Here is a 24,997-nt window from a genome sequence, read left to right as displayed (position 1 = left end):
TATAATAAAAAAATAGAAATTAAGAAATGTCAAATTCTGTAAATCAAAGAATTAATAAAATAATTTTAAACTGTTATTTTGAATAAATTTTTGGAATAACTTTGAAAGAAATAAAATAACATTAGTTCACAAAGTTAACTATTAAAAACAGTCTATTATTTGATCAAGTACGATATCTAAACCCTAAACAATAGAAGAAATTTATAGGTTGTTACAATTTAATAAAAATAATTAAGAAAAGCTATCTAAAAGAATAGTCATTTATTTTTGCTATCACTATATAGAGCTACTTATCAGATTTCCAGATTTTATGTAAGAGTCGAGTTTTTCGCTAATGTGTTTATATATGTCCTTTGTTACTCCCACATTCCTAATAAAATCATTTGAATATTTTATGTCACCTCTTCGAGGGTTATCCTGTCTCATAACATACATACAAATGGCTGTAATAATCATGATTGGGTCTGTTTTTCTACCCTTTCCGCCACGATAAAGTTTTCTGAAATCAATTTTGGATATAATTTCTCGAGCTCTATCTTTTTGTCCTCCACCTACTGGTAATAAAACTTCGTCTCCTTCTTCTCTTTTAGTCATTACCATGGTTGGGCTATGCCCAGTCATCATGAAGTTACTTGCAACAATACTGAGCTGTGCCAGTTTTTCATGTAAACGAAAGTCTTCTTCGACTGTTTTTTGATCGTAAGGCTTGAATTTTTCATATTTTTTTAGTTTATTCTCAACTCTATTGATTTTTACTTGGTCATCAAGAAAAACATGTTTACGTTTTAACAATTTCAATCCCCTTTAACTCTATTTTAATAATTTTTTTAGATTTGCAAGATTAATAAGGTTAGTGGAAAAATTTTTATTTGATAATTTTAAGTAGAGTATATCATGAATTGTATAAATTTTTTTTAGATCCCGACCTATTCCTCATTTGATCATAAATTATTTGATAATGTCATATTTTAGGGTATTTACTTACAAATTCATTTTTTTCAAAAAAAATCGCCATTTTTTATTTTTATATTCTTCTGCATAATCAATATTTACCCTTGGAGCACTCAAGATTTCATCATCATTGAAAGTCTTTCCTGATGTAATAAAGAGTTCATCTCCGCACAAATCTATCCCGTTAAGTGAAGTATCAATATCCATTGCCTGACATAATTTTGAAGGTCCATTAGTCAAATTCTTAAATTTACTTCTCAAACCTGTTGATATATCAATATTCCTACGTTTTGCCATTAAATCCAAACCTTGAATAGGTTCCAAACCTCGTATAAGTACAGCTTGTGGAATTCCTGTTTTTTGAGTTACAACATTAAAACAGTAATTATGCCCATGTAGTTGGAAAATATATGCATATCCTCCTGTATTGTAAAGAGGATCCATACGGGGGGTATGCCTACCTCCATAAGAATGGGCTCCCTTATCATTTGGACCCATATGAGCTTCTATTTCTACAATTTTGCCCTTTGTTATTCCTTCAAGAGTTCTATGGACTAAAAAGCAGCCTAATAATCCTTTAGCTACAACTATTGTATCCTGCATGTAAAATGATCTTTTAAGTTTCATTAAGATCATCCCAATTTAACTTTGTTTCAACTCAGAATGCCTGAAACAATCCACAACATGATCGTTTACCATTCCTACAGCTTGCATAAATGCATAACAGATTGTGGGGCCAACAAATTTGAAACCCCTTTTTTTTCATATCTAAACCCATTTGTTCCGATTCTAATGTTGATGAAGGTATATCTCTCATTGTTTTCCAATGATTTTGAATTGTTTTCCCTTCAACAAAGTTCCATATATATTTATCGAAACTTCCAAACTCTTTTTGAATGTCAAGAATTAATCTGGCATTAATCACTGTAGAACGGATTTTGAGACGATTACGAACTATGCATGTATTATTTTCCAGTTCATTAATTTTTTTGCTGCTATATTCAGCTACCTTTTCTGGATTGAAATTATCAAAAGCCAATCTATAATTTTCCCTTTTTTTAAGTATAGTACTCCAACTTAAACCTGCCTGTGCACCTTCTAATACCAAGAATTCGAAGAGAAGATTGTCATTATGAATGGGAACTCCCCATTCATTGTCATGATATTCCATCATCAATGGATCATCATTTACCCAAGGGCATCGTATTTTCATGAATTTATATTTCTTATCAAAAGGATATTTAGTTTTCTTAATTATTTAATTCATAAAAGAAAACACCCTATTAACCACTTATTTTGGATTTGGCTATAGTAACAAAAATTTATTACTTCTCCAATCTAAATATTATAATAGGTCAATATCATGTAAAAATTTTGAATCTTTCTTAGATCTTATGGAGGAATTATATTGGTGAATTTAAACGAAGGAAAATTGGAGTTATTAACTGATTTGAATAGTGTTTTAGTTTTGGTGGATTATCAGCCAACCATGATTAAAAGTGTTAGTTCAGGGGATAAGACAATAATCAAGAATGCTGCTATATTTGCTGCTAAAGCTGCAAGCATTCTTGATGTTCCTGTTGTTTTATCATCGATTAATCCTCATAGTAACGGGGATGTGTTTCCAGAGATTACTGAAATTTTTCCCGATCAAGAAGTGTTTGCAAGGGAAATTCCAAGTTTTGATGCATTTGAAGATGATAAAACTTTTAATGCGGTTAAAGAAACAAACAGAAATAAGATAGTGGTATCAGGATTATGGACGAGTATGTGCTTTAGATACTTAACATAAGTCAATAGTTTTGAAATGTTTTAGTATGAGTTGCTATATATTTCTTTTAAATCAAGTGAAAATTTTGCTCATTGTCTATTAAAATCAGAATTCTTCTCCACCTAAAAACATCTTTAAATTAAAATATATAGGAAGTGATACTAATTCATTGTGAAAGTCTATTTCAAAGTCAATTGTTTAGATTTTTTGGCTATACCTTCATATTTAGAGAATACCATCAGAAACAGTTGTATTTTTAGAACTTAATCCTAAATATCCGGTTATTACATGAAAAAAATATGTGAGGATTTTTAAATCCTCTATAGATATTCGTTTATTTTATTTGTTTTTTTATGTTGTGGTTGTTGTGAATTTTGTTGTGTATGGTGTTGTTAGTCCTGCTCCGCCTGTGCTTGTAACGCTGTTTGAATGTAGTATGACTGTGTAGGTTGTTCCTCTTGCAAATGCTGCGTTGGCTGTTATATTCAGTGTGTTACCGTTTATACTGGTTGTGTATGGTTTTATTTGTCCGTATTGATTTTTGAGTTCTATCCATGAGTTAGTTCCGAGTTGGATGGCTTTGCTGAAGTTGATTTGTATCACCTTATTTACAGCCACATTAACTTCGTTGTTCATTGGACTTGTGCTTGTTACGACTGGTGGTAAGGTTGTTGTGAATATGGTTGTGTACGGTGTGTTTAAACCATTTCCTTGCATGTCTGTTATGCTGTTGGAGTGTAGGATGACTGTGTATTTAGTTCCTGCATTTAAGAGTGAGTTAGGTGTTATTGATAGTACATTTCCTATTATGTTTGTTGTGTATGGTACTATTGTTCCACTGTTGCTTGTTTTGAGTTCGATCCATGGATTGGTTCCGAGTTGTATGGCTTTATCGAAGGTTATCTGTATAACCTTATTCAATGCGACGTTAAATGCATTGTTCACTGGACTTGTACTGGTAACAACTGGTGGTGTCTCTGTTGTGAATCGTGTTGTATAAGGAGCTGCTAATCCAATTCCAACCAGATTTATAACACTGTTAGAATGTAAGATAACAGAGTACGATGTTCCCACTGCCAGTAATGAGTTAGGTGTTATTGAAAGTACATTTCCTACTATGTTTGTTGTATATGGTACTGCTGTTCCACTGCTGCTTGTTTTGAGTTCTATCCATGGATTGGTTCCGAGTTGTATGTTTCTGTCAAAGGTTATTTGAATAACCTTATTCACCACTACATTCAGGGCGTTGTTAACTGGACTTGTGCTTGTAACTAACGGTGGCACATTTTCATTAATTGTAACACCCGTTGTTACAGTTGCTGCATCAACACTTGAAGTTATTGTAGATATTCCCGGATTTAAACCTGCCGTGAATGTTGTTGATGCTATACCATTAATTGTGGTCCCACTTAATGGGTTAACTGTGCCTAATGCATCGCTTGAAAAGTTTACAAGTATTCCATCGGGTATATGTCCAATGGTTGGAATCAGATCGGTCACCGTAGTGCCGTCAAAAAGATTATTGAAACTTGCAATAATTTGGCTCGTTTCTCCGTTGTTAATATTATTTGGAGTCGCCTTGATGGTCATGTATAACCAAGGGTTGTAGAGTACACCGTAAAATTGGCTGCTGGGATCGACGTTGGACCCCCACCAGTTATACTGTGCATCTACGTAGCCATAATAGTTGCTAATAGCAGCTCCGGTAAGTGCGGTGTTGCCATTGAAGACATTGTAATGTGCAAGAACGTTACCATTGTTGAAGATAGCACCCCCAGATGAACTTCCTCCCTGTGCGGTGTTCTGCGTTATGATACAACTATTAATAGTGACACTACCTGCATTAATGATGGCACCACCAGATCCACTATAACTGAACGAATTAGCGGTGTTCTGCGTTATGGTGCAATCGTTAAGAGTTATAGTGCCAAGGTTGAAGATAGCGCCTCCCATTGCATTATAATATGCTTGTGCTATGTTTTGTCGGATAGTACAGTTGTTTATAATCACCGTACCCTCATTGTAGATCCCTCCCCCGCTATCAGCATTTCCATTTTGTATTGTGAAGTTAGTCAGATTTACTGTAAGTCCAGGGGTTATAATTAATGGCCGGCCGCTCGCGGTTCCATCGATTATGGTGCCGATTTGGCTTTGTCCTAGGAGAGTCACATTTTTGTTGATAGTAATATGTTCGTTATAGGTTCCGTCGGCGACATTAACTCTTCCATTATCGTCTACGGTGTTGGTTCCATTTTGTATGGTTGCTTTGGGTCCAACCATTCCACCAACCCAAGTAGCACTGATTCCATCATAGTCGTCGTTTCCAGTGGCATTGTTAACATAAATAGTATCTCCCGGAGCAGCTGAAACATTACCCATACCCAAAGCAAAAATAACCCCTAATAATGTTATTACAACTGCAAAAACAATTAAATTATCATAATTCCTTCTGTTATCAATAGAAAATTTATATTGTCCTATAAATCTTTCCACCCCCATCCCAAAAAAGGTTTTTTTTAACAAAAAATTATTTACCCTCCTTTAATATTTTTACAATATGGACTATTAATATATATTGTTTAATAACAATCAAATAGAAAGACTTTTAAGTAAAAACAAGTATTTTGGTGACTAAATTTCACATAAAATGAATACAAAAAATTTATTTTACCATGGTTTACTTGAATACTGGTCTACCATGGAATATATGCAGGCAAAATAGTATTTCAAAGTTAATTGTTTAGTTTTTTTGGGTTATTCCCCCATATTTAGAGAATACCATCAGAAAACAGGTTTATTTTTTTTAGAACTTAATCCTAAATATCCGATTATTTACATAAAAAAAATAGAAAAAATATGTGAGGATTTTTAAATCCTCTAATATTCGCTTATTTTATTTGTTTTTTTATGTTGTGGTTGTTGTGAATTTTGTTGTGTATGGTGTTGTTAGTCCTGCTCCGCCTGTGCTTGTAACGCTGTTTGAATGTAGTATGACTGTGTAGGTTGTTCCTCTTGCAAATGCTGCGTTGGCTGTTATATTCAGTGTGTTACCGTTTATACTGGTTGTGTATGGTTTTATTTGTCCGTATTGATTTTTGAGTTCTATCCATGAGTTAGTTCCGAGTTGGATGGCTTTGCTGAAGTTGATTTGTATCACCTTATTTACAGCCACATTAACTTCGTTGTTCATTGGACTTGTGCTTGTTACGACTGGTGGTAAGGTTGTTGTGAATATGGTTGTGTACGGTGTGTTTAAACCATTTCCTTGCATGTCTGTTATGCTGTTGGAGTGTAGGATGACTGTGTATTTAGTTCCTGCATTTAAGAGTGAGTTAGGTGTTATTGATAGTACATTTCCTATTATGTTTGTTGTGTATGGTACTATTGTTCCACTGTTGCTTGTTTTGAGTTCGATCCATGGATTGGTTCCGAGTTGTATGGCTTTATCGAAGGTTATCTGTATAACCTTATTCAATGCGACGTTAAATGCATTGTTCACTGGACTTGTACTGGTAACAACTGGTGGTGTCTCTGTTGTGAATCGTGTTGTATAAGGGGCTGCTAATCCAATTCCGGATAGATTTGTGATGCTGTTGGAGTGTAGGATAACAGAGTATTGTGTTCCTAGTGCTAGTAGTGAGGTTGGTGTTATGGATAATATATTGTCTAATATGTTTGTTGTGAATGTTTTGGTGGTTCCGGTTCCTGTTTCATAGAGTTCTATCCAATGGTTCATTCCGAGTTGTATGTTTTTGTCGAAGGTTATCTGTATCACCTTATTCAATGCGACATTAACTGCGTTGTTAACCGGATTTGTGCTGGTAACAATTGGAGGTGCAGCTGAGTTAATTGTAACTTCTGTATTTACAGTTTCTGCATCAACAGTTGATGTTATTGTAGATATTCCTAGATTTAAACCTGCTGTAAATATGGATGATGCTTCACCATTAATCATAGTACCGGTTAATGGGTTAACTGTGCCTAATGCATCGCTTGCAAAGTTAACAACAATTCCATCAGGAACATGACCATCAACAGGGTCTTGGTAAACACCATCTTGATCATGTAACAGATCAGCTGTAATATTTGAGGTTTCACCAGTATTAATAGTGTCCGGATCCGCAGAAGTAGTTAAAACTAACCACTTAGAAACAGTAGCCCCACCTGCTACTCTTCCTGCAGAAACTGGATCGGATCCAACAAAATTAGACCCCCACCAATTATAATCAACACCACCGGCTCCATCAGAATATATATCATATGGCGTGTTTCCTACAATCCGACAGAAACTCACATTCAAAGTAACAGCATAATTAGCATTGTAGATAGCACCACCACCATAAGAATGTGCAGAGTTACTGGTGAAAGTGCTGTTGTTTACAGTCAAAATACCCTCATTGCGGATAGCACCACCACCATAATTTGCGGTGTTACTAGTGAAAGTACTGTCATTAACAATCACAGTACCATCATTGGCGATAGCACCACCCCAATTTCCGGTGTTACTGGTGAAAGTACTGTCATTAACAATCACAGTACCAGAATTGTAGATAGCACCAAAATAAGATGCGGTGTTACTGGTGAAAGTACTGTTATTTACATTCAAAGTACCATAAGGATTGTAGATAGCACCACCACCATAATCTGCGGTGTTACTGGTGAAAGTGCTGTTGTTTACAGTCAAATTACCCTCATTGTAGATAGCACCACCATAAGCTTGTGCGGTTGCGTTGGTTAGTGTTAGGTTGTTGATTGTAACATATATTCCAGGGTTTATATGGAATATCCAGTTGGTGCCGGTTCCGTTTATTATGGTGTCTGTTTGACTTTCTCCATTAATTGTCATGTTTTTATCAATGGTGATTTGTGTGTTGTTTATTCCTTTGTATTGTTCATGGGCTATGTATATTTGTCCGTTGGTGTTTACTGTTCCTGTTGCGTTTTTTATTGAATATTTAGGGCCGATTATGCCTGATTGATATGTTGCAGATTCACCATTCCAATCATCGTTTCCCAGAGTACTATTACCATTAACATAAATAGTATCTCCCGAAGCAGCTGAAACATTACCCATACCCAAAGCAAAAATAACCCCTAACAAGGTTATTAAAACTGTAAAAACCATTAAATTATGATCATTTATTGAAAATTTATTTATTCTATAAATCTTTCCACCCCCCCCCTCAAAAAAATTTATTGACCTTCCTTTGATATTTTTACAATATGGACTATTAATATATATTGTTTAATAAGAATTAAATTGTCTCGTAATTCCTCAGCTAATTCAGCAGCACTTCTTATACTATCATCAGAATCATATTTTCAATTATATAATAGGTTTATAAAAAAAAGACCGACTTGAAGAAGACTTGGATAATACCTATTACTCAGATGATGATACAATATACACTATTGTGTACTTTACATACACTGCACTTCATGCAATTAAAGAAGGATATGATGTTTATGGATTAATCGATGCTGGGGGCGATTCTACTGAGGATGCACATAATTATGGTGTAAAAAGAATGATACAGGCAGGAGTCATACCAATTACTCTGGAATCGTTAGTTTCAGAGTGGATGCACGACTGGAACAATCCAAAAGCAGGAGAATTAGTAGAAAATGTTTATTCGAATTATGGGGCAATGATAGGACTTAAATAACTACTATCTAAATAAAAAATTTTCAATCCCTAACCAATATTCCTTTTTTCTTCAAATATTCTTTAACTACTTGTACGGGGTATTCATTAAAATGGAAAATACTTGCAGCTAGTGCTGCATCTGCCTTTCCAATTTCAAATGATTCATATATATGTTCAGGGTTTCCAACCCCTCCAGATGCAATTACAGGTATGTCCAAGTTTTCGCTCATTGTTCTTGTAAGCTCAAGATCATAACCTTCTTTTGTACCATCCCGGTCCATACTAGTTAAAAGTATCTCACCCGCACCCCTTTCTTGACATTCAAGAGCCCATGCAATAGCATCTATCCCTGTAAATTCACGACCTCCATAGATGCTACAGTCAAACCAACAATAACCCTTTTCAGTTTCAATTGTTATTTTATCAGGTACATCACATGGATCAGATATGTAACGTCGTTTGGCATCTATACCAATTACACAAGCCTGACTACCAACAACCTTTGAAGCTTCATTTATGAGTTCCGGGTTGTGAATGGCTGCGGTGTTAGTTGAACATTTGTCTGCACCAGCCCTGAGCATGTTAACATAGTCTTGAGGTTTTCTAATACCCCCACCAACACAAATAGGCACAAATACATTTTCTGTTGTTGCTTTAATAACCTCTGCCATAGTTTCTCTGCGTTCGTGTGATGCGGTAATATCCAAAAATACTATCTCATCAGCACCATCTTCATAATAACGAGTTGCAAGTTCAACAGGATCGCCTGCATATCTAATCTGTTTGAATTCCACACCTTTAACAACTCTTCCATTTGGAACGTTAAGATCGCAGTCAAGACAGGGTATAATTCTTTTGGCCAGCATTTTTACCTCATTTATCTTCTAATTCTTAATAAGTTAATAATTATCTTAAAGGGTTGAATATTTCTCATTAAATATTTTTGGATTTAAAGATTTTGATTGTTAATCTTTATCTTCCTGTAACATAACTATTTTTAAAGTATGAAGTTCAAAAGTTCAAAAGTTGAGTTGTTTCTACAATGTTATAACTATGAATAGACATAATTAAATTGAACATAAAAGAATTTTCATTAAATCAATAATTCATTTTGGGCCTGTAGTCTAGCCAGGAATATGACGTGGGACTTCGGATCCCAAGGTCGGGGGTTCAAATCCCCCCAGGTCCGCTATTATATCTTATTTTTTTATAATATTTTTATATATTATATCCATATTCATCAAAAAATATAAATTCTGGATATACAATATAATAACAATTGTTAATGAACTGGATTATTACTGATAATTTGCGGAAATTTTTACTAAAACTTTCTATTAAAATAGAGGATTTGAAAATTTCAATTTTGTAATAAGGTGGTAAGTATTGAGTAAAAAATCTTTACCAACAGTTTTCATTTCTCATGGAGCACCCTCATTGTTGCTTGAAGATATCTCTGCTAGGGAATTTTTAAAGGAACTTGGAAAAAAATACAGTTATGTAAATGCAGTAATCTGTATATCAGCACATTGGATGACTCAAGAACCCACTATTAATATGGTGGAGAAATTTGATACAATCCATGACTTTTATGGATTTCCTCCAGAACTTTACAGGATTGAATATCCTGCTAATGGTGATTTAGAACTGGCTCAATTAACATCAGAATTGATACAAAATTCTGGAATACCTTGTGAACTTGATAATAAAAGGGGACTTGATCATGGTGCATGGATTCCTTTGAAACTTATGTTTCCCAAAGCTAATATTCCAGTTTTTCAACTTTCTATACAAAATGATATGGATCCTGAAAAACACTATGCATTGGGTCAGGCCATAGGCTCATTACGCCAGGAAGGAGTTTTAATATTGGGCAGTGGTGGTGCTGTTCACCCATTAGGATATGCTCCTCTAAGACCTGGTGCAAAAACAGACCAATGGGCTTTAGATTTTGATTCATGGCTCACAAAAGAATTGAAAATTGGTAATTATGATGTAGTTAAAAATTATTCTAAGTTTGCACCAACTCCTGAAAAAGCCCATCCATATCCGGACCATTTTATGCCACTTATCACATCAATGGGTGCAGCGGAAGATGGTTCAATAGGAGATATTATTCATCATAGCTGGTATTGGGGAGATTTAGGTATGGGTGCCTATGAATTTATTCTTTAATCAATTTTTATAAAATCGTTTTAAATTAAAAGGTTTATAAAATGGCTGCTGAAAAAAATAAACAAAAAATTAGAATATTAAAAGATGGACCTTACATTGTTTCGGGAGGAGTTCCATTAATTAAACAAGGAATTGGTACAGATGATGAGGGTAATTCATATCAATGGACTTTAAAAATCACATATCCTTTAAAAAATACATATTCGCTTTGTCGTTGTGGAAAATCAAAAAATAAACCTTTTTGTGATGGGGCGCATTTAAAGACAGGTTTTGATGGAACAGAAACCGCAAGTAAGAAACCATACATGGCTGAAGCAGCGGGAACAGATGGACCAGTTCTAACCTTAACAGATGTATGGCCTTTGTGTGATCATTCACGTTTTTGTCAAAGGGCAGGCGGTATACGAGAATTAATTGCTAATTCAGATGATCCTGAAGCAAAGAAGATAGCCATTGAACAGGGTCAAAATTGTCCATCAGGAAGATTGGTTGTTTGGGATAAAGAAACTGGAAAAGCACTTGAACCTGAATTTGAACCTTCCATAGCAATTATTCATGATCCTCAAAAGAAGTGTGAAGGTCCTATATGGGTACGGGGAGGTATTCCTATAGAATCTTTTGATGGAACAATTTACGAAGTACGTAATAGGGTAACACTATGTCAATGTGGTAAATCGGAAAATAAACCTTTTTGTGATGGTAGTCATTGGTTAACTAAGGATGAGATGGAAAATTGGAGATCAAAATGGAATAAAAAAGATGATCAGGTTTAAACAAATTAAATCTCTTTAGAAATCTATAAATTCATCAAAAATTTATTTCTTAAATTATGTTTCTTTAATAAAATGGTACTAATCACGTACAATAGCTTCTTTGAAGAATTCAGGAACAAGTGATTTGTATAATCTGTTATTGAAGAGCATTTTAATATTTCCATCAAGGATGTAGGTTTCACAATAATCATCTTCAGCACGCATTCCCCTCCCGTATGCCTGTAACAACGTCATAACAGTTTTATAGGCATACCATTTGGGATCTTGGGCCTTTCTATTTTTTATCTGTTGATCACCTAAATACGGGAATGGAATTTTATATATTACTTGGAATTGACATTTTTCATAAGGCAAATCAACACCTTCACTCATTGAAGGACTAACCAGAACCAATGGGTCTTTACTTTTTTCAAAAAGTCTTAATTTATATTCTCTGTCTGTACTTTTATGATCAATAAGTCTTTTGTCTTTAATTTGTTTCATAATGTACTGTTGACACTTGTAATTATGTGTGTGTATGAGTCCCTTTTCGTACTTATGATGTTCGATAATCTTTTCAAGAATGGGGATGGTTTTTGGTGCTGTACGTTTAATAGCACGTTGAGACATAGGACCAACCGTTTTCAGATGAACTGGACGTTCTGAAGCAGGAAAATTACTTTTAATACCTAAGAAATATACTTCTTCTGGCCTAATTCCAAGCCATTTGCAAAATAAGTCCTGATCTAGTATGGTTGCACTCATAAATAGACACACATCAGCATGTCTAAATAATCTATCATTGGCATATACATCTATTTTAAGTGGCTTGAAAGTTATTCCTCCATCTGACCCATCAACAACCCAGTTCTTGGGATTTTCTTCCAAATTGGTCATGAGTTCGCTCAACCTTAATTTGGTTCTGTTGATTCTGTCTGCCTTATTTTTTGGCATTTTTGTGAGGCTTATATCCTTGTAATCCTGATAAAGTGATTGTATGAAAATTATCCATTCTTTGGGGTCCTGAAATTTCAACATACTTCTCGGTATGCTCTTTTTAACATCTTTTTCAAGCATTTTATTGGATAAACTCAATTCCATTCTACGCATGAGTTTATCTTCAATGTTATGGGCTTCATCAAGAATCATTAAACTCCTTTTACCGAAATGCTGTACATATGCAAGTTCTAAAAGTGCATAATCATAGTTCATAAGCGTGATATCACTTTCAACTGCTCTTGATTTTTGATTCCAGTAGTTACATCTTTCATTTGATCTGAAATATATTGGGGTTCCATGTGCATCGTTGAATGCAAAATTTCCCTCTTCAAATGGGGATTTTGTGATTCCAAAGTCACAAACAAAATTTTGGGTGCTTGGAACAGTTTGGCATGTACCGGAATCGCATCTATCATCGAAGTTGGAATCCCTACAAGTAAAATTCCCTCGGCCTTTAACCATAGGGTAGCCAAATTCAATGGCATATTGTGATTGTAATTGTTTAGTCATTGTTAAAATATAAGCTGGTTGATAGATATTAGCTAAAGTAGTTGCAATTGCAGATTTTCCAGTCCCAGTACCTGCTTCAAGTATGATGTAACGATAACCATTATCAATTGCATCTTTAATCCTAGTGATTATTTCAAACTGACCATTTCTTGGTTCTGAAAACGGGAAATTTTCAACTATCTCCTCATCCACATTTGGATATGATTTTTTAATCTCTGATATATTGGGTTTGGATATTTTAGTATAAATTCGTCTTTTGGTACTGCTTTTACCACAGATACATCGTGCCTTTATCATTCCACACTTTTCACAGAAGAAACCGCTTTCCATAGAGACTTATATTTATCAGCGATGGTATAAAAATGAAACCTTATATAAAATTAGAAAAAATTTCTAAAAAGAAACCTTTAAAAAAGGTCTTATCCAAAGTTCAAATAGATTTAAATGGATAGAGTTTATTAGATTAAATTTAATCCAAAAAATGATAAAATTTTTAAAGTATTAATTTATAAGATAGTAATAATAAATTTTATAGGTGTTATCTAAATATGAAAAAAGGAAAATTATTTGGAGTGGGAGTAGGGCCAGGAGATACCGATCTTTTAACTATTAAAGCAACTAAAATCCTTAAAAATGTCGAAGTTATATGTTCCCCAAGATCTGCTAAGTTAAAGCCTAGTCTTGCACTTTCAATAGTACAACCTATTTTAGATGAAAGGAATGAAAAATATGATATTTTAGATCCACTTTTCCCAATGATAGAAGATAAATCTGCCCTGAATTCATATTGGGATCTAGCAGCAGAGATCATTAATACTAATCTATCTGATGGCAAAGATGTCGCATTCATTACACTTGGGGATCCAACAATTTACAGTACTTTTTCTTATGTTGCTAAGAGGATAGCTGAATCGGGTTATGAGATTGAAATAATACCTGGCATAACTTCATTTACAGGATGTGCTGCTGCAGCAGGAATTTCTTTGGCTGAAAAGGATGAAATAGTAGTTATAGTTCCCAAGGTTGATGACAGGTTGAAGAGGATAATGGAATATGGAGATACATTTGTAATTATGAAAACTTCAAGGCATTCTGAAATTCTTGAAGAAATTGTTAATCAAGATAATAGAGATAAATCTATCATTTCGGTTCAAAATTGCAGTATGCAAGATGAAAATGTTTTTGAAGGATTTTCAAAGGATAAAAAATATTTATCCACTACCATTGTTAAATTTAGGGATAAAAAATAGCCATATATTTAATCAAAAGAAATTCCTATGCTTAATATTTTAGGTTTTTATTCACGGTGAAACAACAGTAATCATCACCCTTTGCAAAACATTTGATCTCTTTTACATCTACCTTCTCTGAGTAATGTGTAGAAAATAATGCTTCAAGAATTCCAGAATCAAATGCACATGCTGATTTACCAATCTTAGGTAAGTCTTCACATTCAAAACAATCATATGCCCTTAATGTTAACGGTTCAAGTTTTTCTACTTTTATATTACCAAGTTTATTTTCTTTCCAGAAATGAGCTATATTATCTATCATGATTTCTATTTCTTCATTTTGTAATTTATTATAGTAAGCTAAACCTACTTTAATCCCTGCATTATGTAATATTGGGTCAATATTAAACCCTTCTTCCATTAGAGCTACTCTAATTGTTCTAAAAATGAATCTGAAAAATTCAAAAGGATCACTAGAATATACTACATTTTCAGTTATATAGGTGTCCATTTCCTTTTTAAATTCATTTTCACGAGAGAAATCTCCAATAGATTTGGATTTAATATAGAATAATTTACTTCTACCATCAGCAGGATTGGGTTTTGAGTTTACTATACCCATTTCAACTAGATCATGCATATGGGCCGATATTGTTGCTTTAGATTTTCCTGTTAATTTTACTATTTCTGCTCCACTTCTATCTTCTTCCTCGAGAATGGATAGTATTTTTGCTTTTATAGGACTTTCAACAATATTGATCCCATTTGTTGTTCCAAATATCTTTATAGGGTTAACATTAGTTTTTTTAGATTTTATATTTTTCATATTTTTTCTAATTGTGCATCTATTCTAACATCTATATAATGGTTCGTATAACCACGAACGTAACATTTATATACAACTTGTTCGTATACTACCATACAACGCAAGGTTCGTATGAACACGAACCATATTGTGACTTAAAAAAATTTTGGAGGGTGAATATATGAAGGCAGATGCAGTCAAAATAAAAGATGGAGTATATTGGGTTGGATTTCTAGACTGGGATTTAAGATCATATCATGGATACACTTTGAATGGTACAACTTATAATGCATATCTAGTATTTGGAAAGGATAAGGTTGCTTTAATTGACAATACATATTATGGGAAATCTAATCAAATGTGGGGAAGAATAGCGGATGCTTTCCAGAAAGAAGGAAAGGATATGAGAATTGATGTGATAATACAGAACCACATTGAAAAGGATCATAGTGGTGCATTACCAGAAATACATGAAAAATTCCCTGAAGCACCTATATACTGTACTGAAATTGCTGTTAAAGGTCTTAAAAACCATTACCCTTCATTAGAAAGTGCAAAATTTGTTACAGTTAAAACAGGAGATGTACTTGAACTTGAAGGCGCTACTTTAACTTTTTTAGAAGCTCCTTTACTGCACTGGCCTGATAGTATGTTCACTTTGTTAGTGGAAGAAGGAATTCTATTTTCAAATGATGCATTTGGACAGCATATATGTTACTCCCAGAGATATGATAATGAAATTCCAGAATATGTTTTGATGGATGCTACCAAGAAATTCTATGCTAACTTGATTACTCCTCTCTCAAAACTTGTTCTGAAAAAATTCGAAGAAGTGACGGAATTAGGATTATTAGATAAGATTAAAATGATAGCTCCATCTCATGGACAGATATGGACAGATCCAATGAAGGTAATTGGTGCTTACAGTGCTTGGGCATCGGGACAATGTGAAGAAAAAGTTACAATTATATACGACACAATGCATGGTTCAACACAGAAAATGGCACATGCAGTTGCAGAAGGTGTTATAAGTGAGGGAGCAGATGTAAAAATTTACTATCTTCACGAAGACGAACGCAGCGAAATAGTGAAGGATATTTTAGATAGTAAAGCCATTGCATTTGGAATTCCAACCATATATGATGAACCATTTCCAAGTGCAGGAGATATTATTTATTACTTACGTGGTTTGAAATTTAACAGAACAGGGATAAAAAAAAAGGCAGTAACATTTGGTTCTATGGGAGGACAGGGTGGAGCGTCCAATATAATAAAGAAAGAACTTGAAGAATGTGGATTTGATGTTAAAGATGAAATTGAAGTTTATTATTTACCAAAATCCAATGATCTAGAACGCTGCTTTGAAATGGGAAGGAAACTTGTAAACTGAGATACTATCTGATATATTTCTTACAAATTAGTCATAAAGGAGATGAAAAAATGGAACTTATTAACGAACATGAAATTGGTGTATGTAAAGGAACAGAAATGGAAAAGGATGTTAAAGCTAATTTTGAAGGAGAATGTGCTGAAGTTGGTATGTATTTAGCAATGGCAAGATTAGCCCAGAGAGATGGTCTTCCAGAAGTTGCTGAGGTCTTGAAAACAATAGCTTTTGAAGAAGCAGCTCATGCGTCAGTATTTGCTGAAATGAATGGAGTAATTTCTTCATCTCTTAAAGATAATCTCGAAATGATGCTTAAAGGAGAAACAATGGCAAATAATGAAAAGAAAGCTTCTGCGAAAAAAGCTAAGCTGGAAGATATAGATCCTGCCCATGATTTCTTTGATGAAAGTTCCAGGGACGAAGCAAGGCATGCTAGAATGTTGAAAGGTATTTTAGAAAGGTATTTTTAATACCCTTCTATTTACCGTCTAAACTAATAATAAATAATTAAAGATCTTTTTTTATTTTATTTAAAGCATCTTCTGCTGCTAGTACTATAGGATCTACTACCATTGAAACTGGAGGTGCATATGAAAATTCCATCTCTGTTAATTCTTCACATTCCACTTCTTTAGCTATTGCCAATGCCATTGTGTCGACCCTTTCTGCCACTGTTTCCTTTGCAATGATCTGACATCCTAAAATTTTACCTTCTTTACTGCAAATAATTTTAGTGTCTATTGGTTTACAGCCAGGATAGTATCTGGCCTTTGTTAAGGCTTTACTTCTTCCAACAATAATATCTAAACCGTTTAAATTGGCAGATATCTCTGTTAATCCAACGGCCCCTATTTCAAGCTCGCCTATCTTTGATACAACAGAGTTTAATACGGGTCTGAAAACTGCTTCTCTTCCTGTTATATTTTTCGCAGCAACTTTTCCCTGACGCACTGCTGTTGTTCCAAAGGGGGACTGAGTTTTCTGTTTGGTTATTCCATCATAAACTTCTACACAATCACCTACAGAGTATATGTTTGGTATTGATGTTTGCATTTTTTCGTTTACTTTGACACCCATTTTACCAACAGCACATTTTGCTGATTTAGCAAGTTTTATAGATGGTCTTATGCCCGTTGATAATATTACTATATCTACATCAATGATATTATTACCAATAACAACTTTTTCTGCAAGTTCATTGCCCAAAATTTCATCTAAGGCCTGATTTAAAATTATATTAATGCCCTGACTTTCAAGGTATTTCTGTACTTTAATTGCCATATCAGGGTCAAATGATCTTGGGAGTATCTGGGGCAACATTTCAGTAACACTTACATTAATTCCAAGTTCTTTAAGGCCATATCCTACTTCTAAACCTATGGCTCCTGCACCTACAACAACTGCATTCTCACTTTTTTCAGCCCATTCTTTAATTTTTGCTCCGTCTTCAATAGTTCTGACTTTGAAAACTCCCTGTAGATCAGTTCCTTTCACTGGCGGAATGAATGGTGATCCACCAGTTGCAATGACTAAATAGTCATAGTTTAAAATAACTTCATTGTCATTTTTTGGTTTGTATTTCACAATATTTTCTGAAGAAACGACTTCAATAGCCTCGGATTCTGTAATGATATTAATGCCATGTTCATTATAATATTCTGGGGTATGCATTACTATCTCATCGAATGATGCTATTTCTCCACCAATAACATAAGGGATAGCGCATGGAGAATAAGCTACTCTATTTTCTAGTGTTATTACTGTTACTTCTGCCTTCTCAGAATATTTCTTAATGTTTGATGCTGCAGTAAGCCCACCTGCACCACTGCCTATTATTACTACTTTCATGTTTTTTACACCTTAGGGATTGATTCCCCAAAAATTTAATAATATAATTGATTTTTTTGAAGTTTCTATATTAAAATGTTGACTAATATGGAAGGAATTTATCTATTTTTCCTGTCAATTGATAAATATTCTAAATTAGAAATTTTTAATTGGACATTTAAATACTGAACATAAATTTAGATGAAAGACTTGTAGGAAAAATAATAGTATACAAGTAATGGCAGTCAAAAATAGCTATAAATGCATATTATTATCTGTGAATAAGGCTAATAGGATTCTGTAAAAGTATTTGTAATGAAAGAAAAAGATGAAATTGGTTAAGTGTAAAAGAACGGATATTAAACTGAGCTGATAACCGATAAGTTTGGGATATTATAAAATCAAAAAACAGCATTTCAACATATAATTATAGCAAAGGCTGTAGCTAAAGAAGGATTTATGGGATTAATCAATAATATCTTATTTATAAAATCAATTTTTGTGAATTCTCTTGTATTCTAAGATATAAAGAATATAATTTTTCCTCATGGGAATTATTCTTATTTTATCTTAAAATTATATAATAATGTGAATAATAATTAAACTGAAATTGTAGATTTATTTAATACATGTTTGTGGAGATTAATAATGTTAAAGATTGGTGTGGTTACAGATGGTCCTTATGGTGATAGAGCGTTTGATACAATCTCTAAGGAATTTGAGTGCGATTTTATCGAGTTAGAACAACCAGAATCAATGTTCATGGAAGATGTTGAAATAGCTGAAGAAGCTCTTGAAAGTCTTAAAAGTACAGATATAATTATCAGTTATATTTTGCACCCTGATCTTTTATTGGAGCTAGTTGAACAACTTCATGATCATGTTGAATGGATCATAGTAGGTGCATGGAAAGGTGAAGGCTTTAAAAATCAGATTGAAGAATATGACAATGTTATTTGTCCGGAGAATATGTGTGACCTTGAAGAAAGTGGAGACGAAGTTTTTAATGAATTTGTGTCCAAGTTTGGAAAACCTATAGTAGAAATAGAAACCGTAGGTAATAAAGTATCAAAAGTTCATGTTTTAAGATCATCTCCGTGCGGTTCAACATTTTTCGTAGCTGAAGAGATGGTTGGAGAGGACGTTAATAACCTTCCCATAAAAGCAGGTCTTAAAGTCCAACATTACCCTTGCAGGGCTTCTAAGATGAGGTTGTTTGTTGATGAGTGTAAAAAGGAATTAGCAGCAAATTTTCATAGGGACGCATTTGAAGATGCAATTGAAATGGATAAATTAAAAAATTGATTATTTAATTTATAATGAGATGTTCAGTTTATTCTTGGATATTCTCAATTTAATATCTTTCATTATTATTCATGCACTATTATTTATTGTATGAAAAATAAAAAATTATACAATGGTTGAAAATATACGAGAAGAAAAAAAGACCTTGACAATCATACTTACAGAGGGACCATACCGATCTCAATATGTTGAAATGGCCCACAATATTGCTGAAAGTGCTCTTAACATAGGATACAAGGTAAATCTATTTTTATACATGGATGCTACACACATTCCTAAGAAAAACCAAAACCCACATTCATTTCCAAATGTGGGTGAGAGATTGAGACATCTAATAAAAAAAGGAGCAGATGTTAGGGCGTGTGTAAGGTGTGCTACAGCAAGGGGACACGCCTGTGATAATGCATCTTATCTAAAAGGTGTTTCTATAACAAGTGTCTACGACATTCCTGGATGGGTTAGGAAAAGTGATAAAGTAATAACATTGAGTGGGTGACATGGATACTGTTTTAATAATAGTTGATAAAGCACCATATGGTTATGAAGATACTTTTAGCGCTTTTTATGTAGCAATAGCCTGTCTTAACAAGGGAATGGATGCTGATGTATTACTTACAGGGGATGGTGTTTATGCAGCTATTAAGGATCAAGAACCCTGTGGAAGCGTAAATTATCCTAATGTTGGAGAATTGTCCTATTTAGTTTTTCCAGAGGGCAATATATACGTACATCTAGAATCTATGCTTGATCGTGGTATTGTAGAAGATGATTTGGTTGAAGCTTCCCAAATAATAAATGATAATGAATTATATGATATAGTAAAGTCTAGAACTAAAAATACTGCCTTTATCCGAATTTAATGTGTAACTAACATAATTTATTTACAAATGAGGGTTATCAATGGAGATAGACGAAATCGAATATGAAATATTTGTTGATGGTGCACTTGTAAAAAAGGCCACAATACAACAAATAAATCCATGTATAGTTGCAGAAAATATGATCAGAGTTTTAATGCAGCTTGATTCAGAAATAAGGGATGTAATTCCGTTATTAATAACCAGATATCCTCCAGGTAAGGTTAATTTTATTGAAAATAAGGGAATCATTACTCTGAATATTCAAAACAGACTAGTAACATTATACCCCTCTGGTAAGATCAGCATGAATAAAACTATTGACAAAGAAGACGCAATTGAAGCAGTTACGGAAATTATGAAAGTAATTAATGAGGTATTTATCGAATTAAATAGTGATAATGGATTAGATTACTCTGAAATTAAGGAAAAACTCTCAAAGATAGGACCACTTGCACTTTATAATTGTCTACCAAAAACTAACTGTGAAAAATGTGGCGAGGTTACATGCATGGCATTTGCAATTAAACTGCTTTCAGGAGACATAAAACTGGATAAATGCAAACCACTTAGGGATAGGGAGCATAATAAAGATGTTTCATGTCTAAAAGAACTTCTTGGGATTCAAATAATGCTATCTATGGGTTGGAATGAATAATATAAAAATTTCACAAGTGGTTATATGCACGTTGGATTTATACTCACAAAAACTCCCTCTGAAGAAGGTTTTAATACATTTCTTAAATTTCTTAAGATATACCTTGGAAATACGGAAGTATCTATTTATCTAATTGGAAATGGTGTTTATTGTTTTAGATCGGGCCATTATGTGTCTGAAATAATAATTGAGATGTTAAATGATCCCAATAATTCTATAAATATGTATGTTTGTAGGGATGATCTTAAAGCAAGAGGTTTAACTGTTGATGTTTTCGTAAACAACGTTGAACAATTTATTACGTATGATGAGTTGGTTCGGGATATTATGGAAAATATTGATCAGGTCTTGAGTTTCTAAATTCAATAAATATCAATTAGTCTTTTTGAAAAATAAATATAAATGATATTACAATAATTAAAAAATGAATAGGATGGTTTAATTCCATTCTAAGAATGTTTTCGAAATGATGTTGAGTACATATTATGTTATATGTTCCATTTTTTGTTTTTGATTATAAAAATGAAAATAAGAATTTAAATGAGGAGTGATATTCCTCTTCCTAGGCCATAGATAATGATAACAGCTATTATCAAAATCAATACGTAAGATAATGGAGTCATTATTTTATTCACTTTGCTTTCTGATAATTTATAGCCTAAAAGCTCCTCTAATAATAATCCTCCGTCTAATGGTTTCATTGGAAGTAGATTGAATGTTCCAACTGCAAAGTTCAGAAGGAATATCCACCAGAATAAGTTAGCTAAAGAGTATATAAACCATGGTATTTGATAGCCAACTGCTTTTCCAACATCGCTATTCACAACTAGATGTTCTCCACTTCTTATTCCTATATAACCTCTTGTAGAATTGTTAGGATTAACACCAGCTTTAACAGTATAATTTCCAGTAGTTGTTTGAATGTTTACATTTTCGCCTATTTTGGTGTTGTTAAGAACTTTTACTGAGCTATTATAATTGGTAATGTTTACCCCATTAATACTTTCAATAATCATCCCTGTAGTTAATACTCCTGCTGCAGGGCTATTTGGAACCACACTTGCAATTTGAACACCATCTTCATGGAATGTTGGAAATATTGGACCGGTTACATTAAAACCAACAGGTTGAGTTGTTATATTTGTACCGGGGATTGTAAATCCTGGAAGGCCAACGGTTACGCTACTGATGATCATCACACTAATAAACAGGAAAATCAGTAGGGATATTAATGCAAGTACCAGGTTAAAGATAGATCCAGCAGCATAAATTCTTAGTTTTGAAATTCTTTTTGATTTTTCAACATCTTCTTCATCAGGCTCTACAAATGCTCCAGGAAGCACAGCTAACAGTAAAACGCCTATTGATTTTATTTTAACTCCCTCTACCCTGGCAATAATACCGTGACCAAATTCATGGATAACCATTACGGTCATAAGAGCAATGATACCGTAGCCGAGAGGTATAAATAGTGGAGAACCAGGAATATCTACTCCTGGAAGAATTAATCCAACTTGTGGATTTGAAAATGTAGTTGGAAGTGTTTCAATTAAGAGGTACAATATAAATGCCATGAAGAAAAAGGCCACTGGCAATCCAATGTTCATCCCCCATCTCCAAAATCGAGGGTTTATCTTTGCAATGGAATCAATGAAATCCCTTAATCTTTGGGTTCTCCTCATTAGAACAGGCCCTTCAATATCTATTTTCAATTTATCTCTAAATAGAATGGCTAAAACCCATATAACAATAAATCCAATAGCATAGTACCATAAAACGTTTAATTCCAAAAAATCACCTTTAAATATATGCCGTCATGTTTTTTCATAATTAATTTATAAATATTGCAATTTTAATCAATTAAATTTAGTTATAATTTAAATTGTAAGTGAATCGTAAGTAAGAACATTACACTCCTCTCCTTCACCTATACCCTCTAGGTTTTCTTCTATAACAATATACGAATCCGATTCTACCATGGATCTGATGATACCTGATCCCTTTATTTTGAGGGGTCTAACATTACTTCCATCTGTTTTTGCTCTTATATAATCTGTTCTTCCGAGACTTGAGGGGATCTTTCTATAAGCAATTTTTGAGACACATTGTGGTGACATATCAATCCCTTGCATTTTATAAAGATTATTTCGCACGAAAACATCAGCTTGTACCATTGCAGCTACAGGATACCCTGATAACATGAAAACAGGTTTTTCATGTGCAATTCCAAAACCAAATGGTTTACCAGGTCTCAAAGCAACACCATGGACTAAAACTTCTCCAATTTTTTCAGTTACATCTACAACCACGTCGCCTTTGCTTATTGCAGTACCTCCTGTGGATATCAGCCCATCGTGAGTTTCAAGAAGTCTTTCAAATTCCTCTTCAACCTTTTTGGCACTGTCAAGACAGTGTATAAGTGTGGGTACGGCCAGCGCAGATTCAACAAAGGCTTTAAATGTGTAGTGGTTTGAATTAATGATTTCTGCTCCACTTATATCTGGTCGTGGCATTACAAGTTCATTTCCGGTTGTGATTACTCCAATTTTTGGTTTTTTGAAAACCTCTATTTTACTGTAACCTGCAGAGGCAATTATTGCCAGATCTTGTGGTTTTAGTATTTTTCCTTTTTTTAATACAATGTCTCCAGTTTCTATATCTTCCCCCATGGGAGAAACATTTTCTCCAGGAGTAATGCTCATTTCAACCCCTAAACTATCTTTGTCTGCAACAGTGTATTCTTCCATAACAACTGCGTTAGATCCTTTAGGTATTGGGGCGCCAGTTGCTATTTTAATAGCTTCTCCCATTTTAATTATTGTGTCTGAAACTTGACCTGCTCCAATTGTATCCACAATTTTAAGTTTGGCAGGATTATTTTCTGAAAATCCAAATGTATCTTCTGCACGAATTGCGTAACCATCCATGGCTGACCTTTCAAATGGGGGTGAGTTCAATAATGATACAATTTCTTCGGATAAAACTCTTCTATGAGCATCTTCAAGGGATATTTCTTCTGTTCCTACATTTTTTAGCGAGGAACTTATCATATCTTGGGCCTTTTTGACAGGCATTAAATTGGATAGAAACATTTTTTTCTTAGACATAATTTTATTAGGTTCTATTTTTATTGTATTAATAGATTGTTCAAATTACTTTATCGAATTTCATATTCTCACTTGAAATTCATATCAATTTACATGAATAATCTTTTAATATTAATCTACCTTCACAAATTTACATTAATATAAATATATCATACTTGAATATGAAAGGAGTATATCATTGTGGTTTAAATATAATATATGTTTGTCTATATGTAAAGAGTATAAATCACTTATAAAAAAAATTTAAGGAAACTAACATTACAACGCGTCGTAGTTATACAATGGAAATTATTTTAACCTGCGCAGTGGCAGTTACAGCATTTATTGCAACAAATTTGGATGATATGTTTATTTTAATATACTTCTTTACACGCAATGAATTTAATAAAGTTTCGATTGTATTGGGTCAGTATATTGGAATATCTGTATTAATCTTAATCAGTATGTTGGCTTATTTTTTTAAATTTATTATACCTCCTTCTTACATTGCACTATTAGGAATTTTTCCAATTGTTATCGGATTGAATCATCTTTGTAACTTTAAAAAAAATAGTTCTCATAACCTTTCGAATAAAATAAATTATACTAATAAAAAAGATATTGTCCATGATAATTCTTCATTATCGATTATGAATATTCTTAAAGTTGCAACTGTTACCTTTTCTAATGGCGGGGACAATATTGGGGTTTATGCTCCTCTTTTTGTGAGTTTAAGTATTTCACAGATATTCCTCACTTCAACAACATTTTTGGTGATGGTTGGAATTTGGTGTATTATAAGTTATATCATGGTTATAAACAAAATTATAGGATATAAATTACAGGAATATGGCCATATAATCCTACCATTCGTTCTTATTATAATTGGTATAGGAGTTCTTACTAGTTGGGGTTCGATTTTTCCATTCAAAGTATGAACTTTGAGTTATAAGATCATAGAATATAATTTACCATCGATCAATAAATTAACAACTTATAAACTTGATAAATAAATTATAAGTTTGCTCAAATTAA

The 24,997-nt window shown here is 33.3% G+C and carries 24 protein-coding genes, 1 tRNA gene and 1 pseudogene; 14 read left to right on the top strand and 12 right to left on the bottom strand.

Features of this window, described 5'->3' with window-relative positions; all coding sequences use genetic code 11:
* Positions 1 to 276: 276 nt before the first annotated feature.
* The 4 genes and pseudogenes from K8N75_RS03140 to K8N75_RS14065 all read right to left on the bottom strand — a co-directional run.
* Positions 277 to 792: a hypothetical protein gene (locus K8N75_RS03140; protein ID WP_223790668.1), complete on the bottom strand. Its 516-nt coding sequence runs from the start codon at positions 790 to 792 to the stop codon at positions 277 to 279.
* 189 nt (positions 793 to 981) lie between these two features.
* Positions 982 to 1,578 carry a DNA-3-methyladenine glycosylase gene (locus K8N75_RS03135; RefSeq protein ID WP_223790667.1) on the bottom strand — a complete coding sequence of 199 codons (597 nt, stop codon included), beginning with the start codon at positions 1,576 to 1,578 and terminating at the stop codon, positions 982 to 984.
* A gap of 15 nt (positions 1,579 to 1,593) precedes the next feature.
* On the bottom strand, positions 1,594 to 1,680 hold the full coding sequence (locus K8N75_RS14070; protein WP_338038025.1) for a DNA-3-methyladenine glycosylase I: 87 nt from the start codon (positions 1,678 to 1,680) through the stop codon (positions 1,594 to 1,596).
* A gap of 94 nt (positions 1,681 to 1,774) precedes the next feature.
* A pseudogene (locus K8N75_RS14065) lies at positions 1,775 to 2,122 on the bottom strand (DNA-3-methyladenine glycosylase I); the annotation flags it as partial.
* 240 nt (positions 2,123 to 2,362) lie between these two features.
* Here K8N75_RS14065 and K8N75_RS03125 point away from each other — a divergent pair.
* Complete coding sequence (locus tag K8N75_RS03125) at positions 2,363 to 2,743, top strand: isochorismatase family protein (RefSeq protein WP_223790969.1); 381 nt, start codon at positions 2,363 to 2,365, stop codon at positions 2,741 to 2,743.
* A gap of 330 nt (positions 2,744 to 3,073) precedes the next feature.
* Here the strand turns inward: K8N75_RS03125 and K8N75_RS14210 are convergent, their stop codons facing one another.
* A complete protein-coding gene (locus K8N75_RS14210; RefSeq protein ID WP_223790666.1) occupies positions 3,074 to 5,215 on the bottom strand; it encodes an Ig-like domain-containing protein in 2,142 nt (713 codons plus the stop codon).
* A 412-nt stretch (positions 5,216 to 5,627) separates the two neighbouring features.
* Positions 5,628 to 7,847, bottom strand: coding sequence for an Ig-like domain-containing domain (locus K8N75_RS03115; protein ID WP_223790665.1), 2,220 nt, complete (start codon positions 7,845 to 7,847; stop codon positions 5,628 to 5,630).
* Between the two features lie 244 nt (positions 7,848 to 8,091).
* On the opposite strand from K8N75_RS03115, the gene K8N75_RS03110 reads away from it, so the two are divergent.
* Positions 8,092 to 8,388, top strand: a complete 297-nt coding sequence (locus K8N75_RS03110) for an isochorismatase family protein (RefSeq protein ID WP_223790664.1) — start codon at positions 8,092 to 8,094, stop codon at positions 8,386 to 8,388.
* A gap of 22 nt (positions 8,389 to 8,410) precedes the next feature.
* Here the strand turns inward: K8N75_RS03110 and hisF are convergent, their stop codons facing one another.
* Entirely contained in the window at positions 8,411 to 9,235 is an 825-nt protein-coding gene (hisF, locus tag K8N75_RS03105; protein ID WP_048191989.1) for an imidazole glycerol phosphate synthase subunit HisF, read from the bottom strand.
* 247 nt (positions 9,236 to 9,482) lie between these two features.
* Here hisF and K8N75_RS03100 point away from each other — a divergent pair.
* The 3 genes from K8N75_RS03100 to K8N75_RS03090 all read left to right on the top strand — a co-directional run bounded on the left by K8N75_RS03100 (position 9,483) and on the right by K8N75_RS03090 (position 11,317).
* A tRNA-Arg gene (locus K8N75_RS03100) sits at positions 9,483 to 9,558 on the top strand.
* 197 nt (positions 9,559 to 9,755) lie between these two features.
* Positions 9,756 to 10,544, top strand: coding sequence for a DODA-type extradiol aromatic ring-opening family dioxygenase (locus K8N75_RS03095; protein WP_223790663.1), 789 nt, complete (start codon positions 9,756 to 9,758; stop codon positions 10,542 to 10,544).
* Positions 10,545 to 10,585: 41 nt separating this feature from the next.
* The gene (locus K8N75_RS03090; RefSeq protein ID WP_223790662.1) at positions 10,586 to 11,317 is read left to right on the top strand and encodes a CDGSH iron-sulfur domain-containing protein; all 732 of its coding nucleotides are present in this window, start codon (positions 10,586 to 10,588) and stop codon (positions 11,315 to 11,317) included.
* Between the two features lie 78 nt (positions 11,318 to 11,395).
* Here the strand turns inward: K8N75_RS03090 and K8N75_RS03085 are convergent, their stop codons facing one another.
* Positions 11,396 to 13,135 carry a helicase C-terminal domain-containing protein gene (locus K8N75_RS03085; RefSeq protein WP_223790661.1) on the bottom strand — a complete coding sequence of 580 codons (1,740 nt, stop codon included), beginning with the start codon at positions 13,133 to 13,135 and terminating at the stop codon, positions 11,396 to 11,398.
* Between the two features lie 218 nt (positions 13,136 to 13,353).
* Between K8N75_RS03085 and cobI the strand changes: the two genes are divergently transcribed.
* Positions 13,354 to 14,055: a precorrin-2 C(20)-methyltransferase gene (gene cobI / locus K8N75_RS03080; protein WP_223790660.1), complete on the top strand. Its 702-nt coding sequence runs from the start codon at positions 13,354 to 13,356 to the stop codon at positions 14,053 to 14,055.
* Positions 14,056 to 14,086: 31 nt separating this feature from the next.
* Here the strand turns inward: cobI and K8N75_RS03075 are convergent, their stop codons facing one another.
* Positions 14,087 to 14,863 carry a transcriptional factor MsvR gene (locus K8N75_RS03075; RefSeq protein WP_223790659.1) on the bottom strand — a complete coding sequence of 259 codons (777 nt, stop codon included), beginning with the start codon at positions 14,861 to 14,863 and terminating at the stop codon, positions 14,087 to 14,089.
* Between the two features lie 160 nt (positions 14,864 to 15,023).
* Here K8N75_RS03075 and K8N75_RS03070 point away from each other — a divergent pair, with 160 nt between their 5' ends.
* Positions 15,024 to 16,232 (top strand): FprA family A-type flavoprotein, encoded by a 1,209-nt coding sequence (locus K8N75_RS03070; RefSeq protein WP_223790658.1) that lies wholly within the window; start codon positions 15,024 to 15,026, stop codon positions 16,230 to 16,232.
* 50 nt (positions 16,233 to 16,282) lie between these two features.
* A complete protein-coding gene (locus K8N75_RS03065) occupies positions 16,283 to 16,699 on the top strand; it encodes a ferritin-like domain-containing protein (protein WP_223790657.1) in 417 nt (138 codons plus the stop codon).
* Positions 16,700 to 16,736: 37 nt separating this feature from the next.
* Here the strand turns inward: K8N75_RS03065 and K8N75_RS03060 are convergent, their stop codons facing one another.
* Positions 16,737 to 18,077, bottom strand: a complete 1,341-nt coding sequence (locus K8N75_RS03060; RefSeq protein WP_223790656.1) for an NAD(P)/FAD-dependent oxidoreductase — start codon at positions 18,075 to 18,077, stop codon at positions 16,737 to 16,739.
* A 627-nt stretch (positions 18,078 to 18,704) separates the two neighbouring features.
* Between K8N75_RS03060 and K8N75_RS03055 the strand changes: the two genes are divergently transcribed.
* From K8N75_RS03055 to tusB, 5 genes are all read left to right on the top strand, one after another.
* On the top strand, positions 18,705 to 19,361 hold the full coding sequence (locus K8N75_RS03055; RefSeq protein ID WP_223790655.1) for a DUF166 domain-containing protein: 657 nt from the start codon (positions 18,705 to 18,707) through the stop codon (positions 19,359 to 19,361).
* A 112-nt stretch (positions 19,362 to 19,473) separates the two neighbouring features.
* Complete coding sequence (locus K8N75_RS03050; protein ID WP_223790654.1) at positions 19,474 to 19,857, top strand: DsrE/DsrF/TusD sulfur relay family protein; 384 nt, start codon at positions 19,474 to 19,476, stop codon at positions 19,855 to 19,857.
* A gap of 1 nt (position 19,858) precedes the next feature.
* Complete coding sequence (locus tag K8N75_RS03045) at positions 19,859 to 20,221, top strand: DsrE family protein (protein WP_048191973.1); 363 nt, start codon at positions 19,859 to 19,861, stop codon at positions 20,219 to 20,221.
* 40 nt (positions 20,222 to 20,261) lie between these two features.
* The gene (locus tag K8N75_RS03040; protein WP_223790653.1) at positions 20,262 to 20,876 is read left to right on the top strand and encodes a (Fe-S)-binding protein; all 615 of its coding nucleotides are present in this window, start codon (positions 20,262 to 20,264) and stop codon (positions 20,874 to 20,876) included.
* A gap of 24 nt (positions 20,877 to 20,900) precedes the next feature.
* Complete coding sequence (tusB, locus tag K8N75_RS03035; protein WP_223790652.1) at positions 20,901 to 21,236, top strand: sulfurtransferase complex subunit TusB; 336 nt, start codon at positions 20,901 to 20,903, stop codon at positions 21,234 to 21,236.
* Between the two features lie 176 nt (positions 21,237 to 21,412).
* Here the strand turns inward: tusB and K8N75_RS03030 are convergent, their stop codons facing one another.
* A complete protein-coding gene (locus tag K8N75_RS03030) occupies positions 21,413 to 22,666 on the bottom strand; it encodes a site-2 protease family protein (protein WP_223790651.1) in 1,254 nt (417 codons plus the stop codon).
* An 87-nt stretch (positions 22,667 to 22,753) separates the two neighbouring features.
* Positions 22,754 to 23,968, bottom strand: a complete 1,215-nt coding sequence (locus K8N75_RS03025) for a molybdopterin molybdotransferase MoeA (RefSeq protein WP_223790968.1) — start codon at positions 23,966 to 23,968, stop codon at positions 22,754 to 22,756.
* 296 nt (positions 23,969 to 24,264) lie between these two features.
* On the opposite strand from K8N75_RS03025, the gene K8N75_RS03020 reads away from it, so the two are divergent.
* The gene (locus tag K8N75_RS03020) at positions 24,265 to 24,900 is read left to right on the top strand and encodes a cadmium resistance transporter (RefSeq protein WP_223790650.1); all 636 of its coding nucleotides are present in this window, start codon (positions 24,265 to 24,267) and stop codon (positions 24,898 to 24,900) included.
* Positions 24,901 to 24,997: the final 97 nt, after the last annotated feature.

The sequence above is a fragment of the Methanobacterium spitsbergense genome (genome assembly GCF_019931065.1).
Lineage (GTDB): Archaea > Methanobacteriota > Methanobacteria > Methanobacteriales > Methanobacteriaceae > Methanobacterium_B > Methanobacterium_B spitsbergense.
This window is presented reverse-complemented; position numbering and strand designations above follow the sequence as displayed.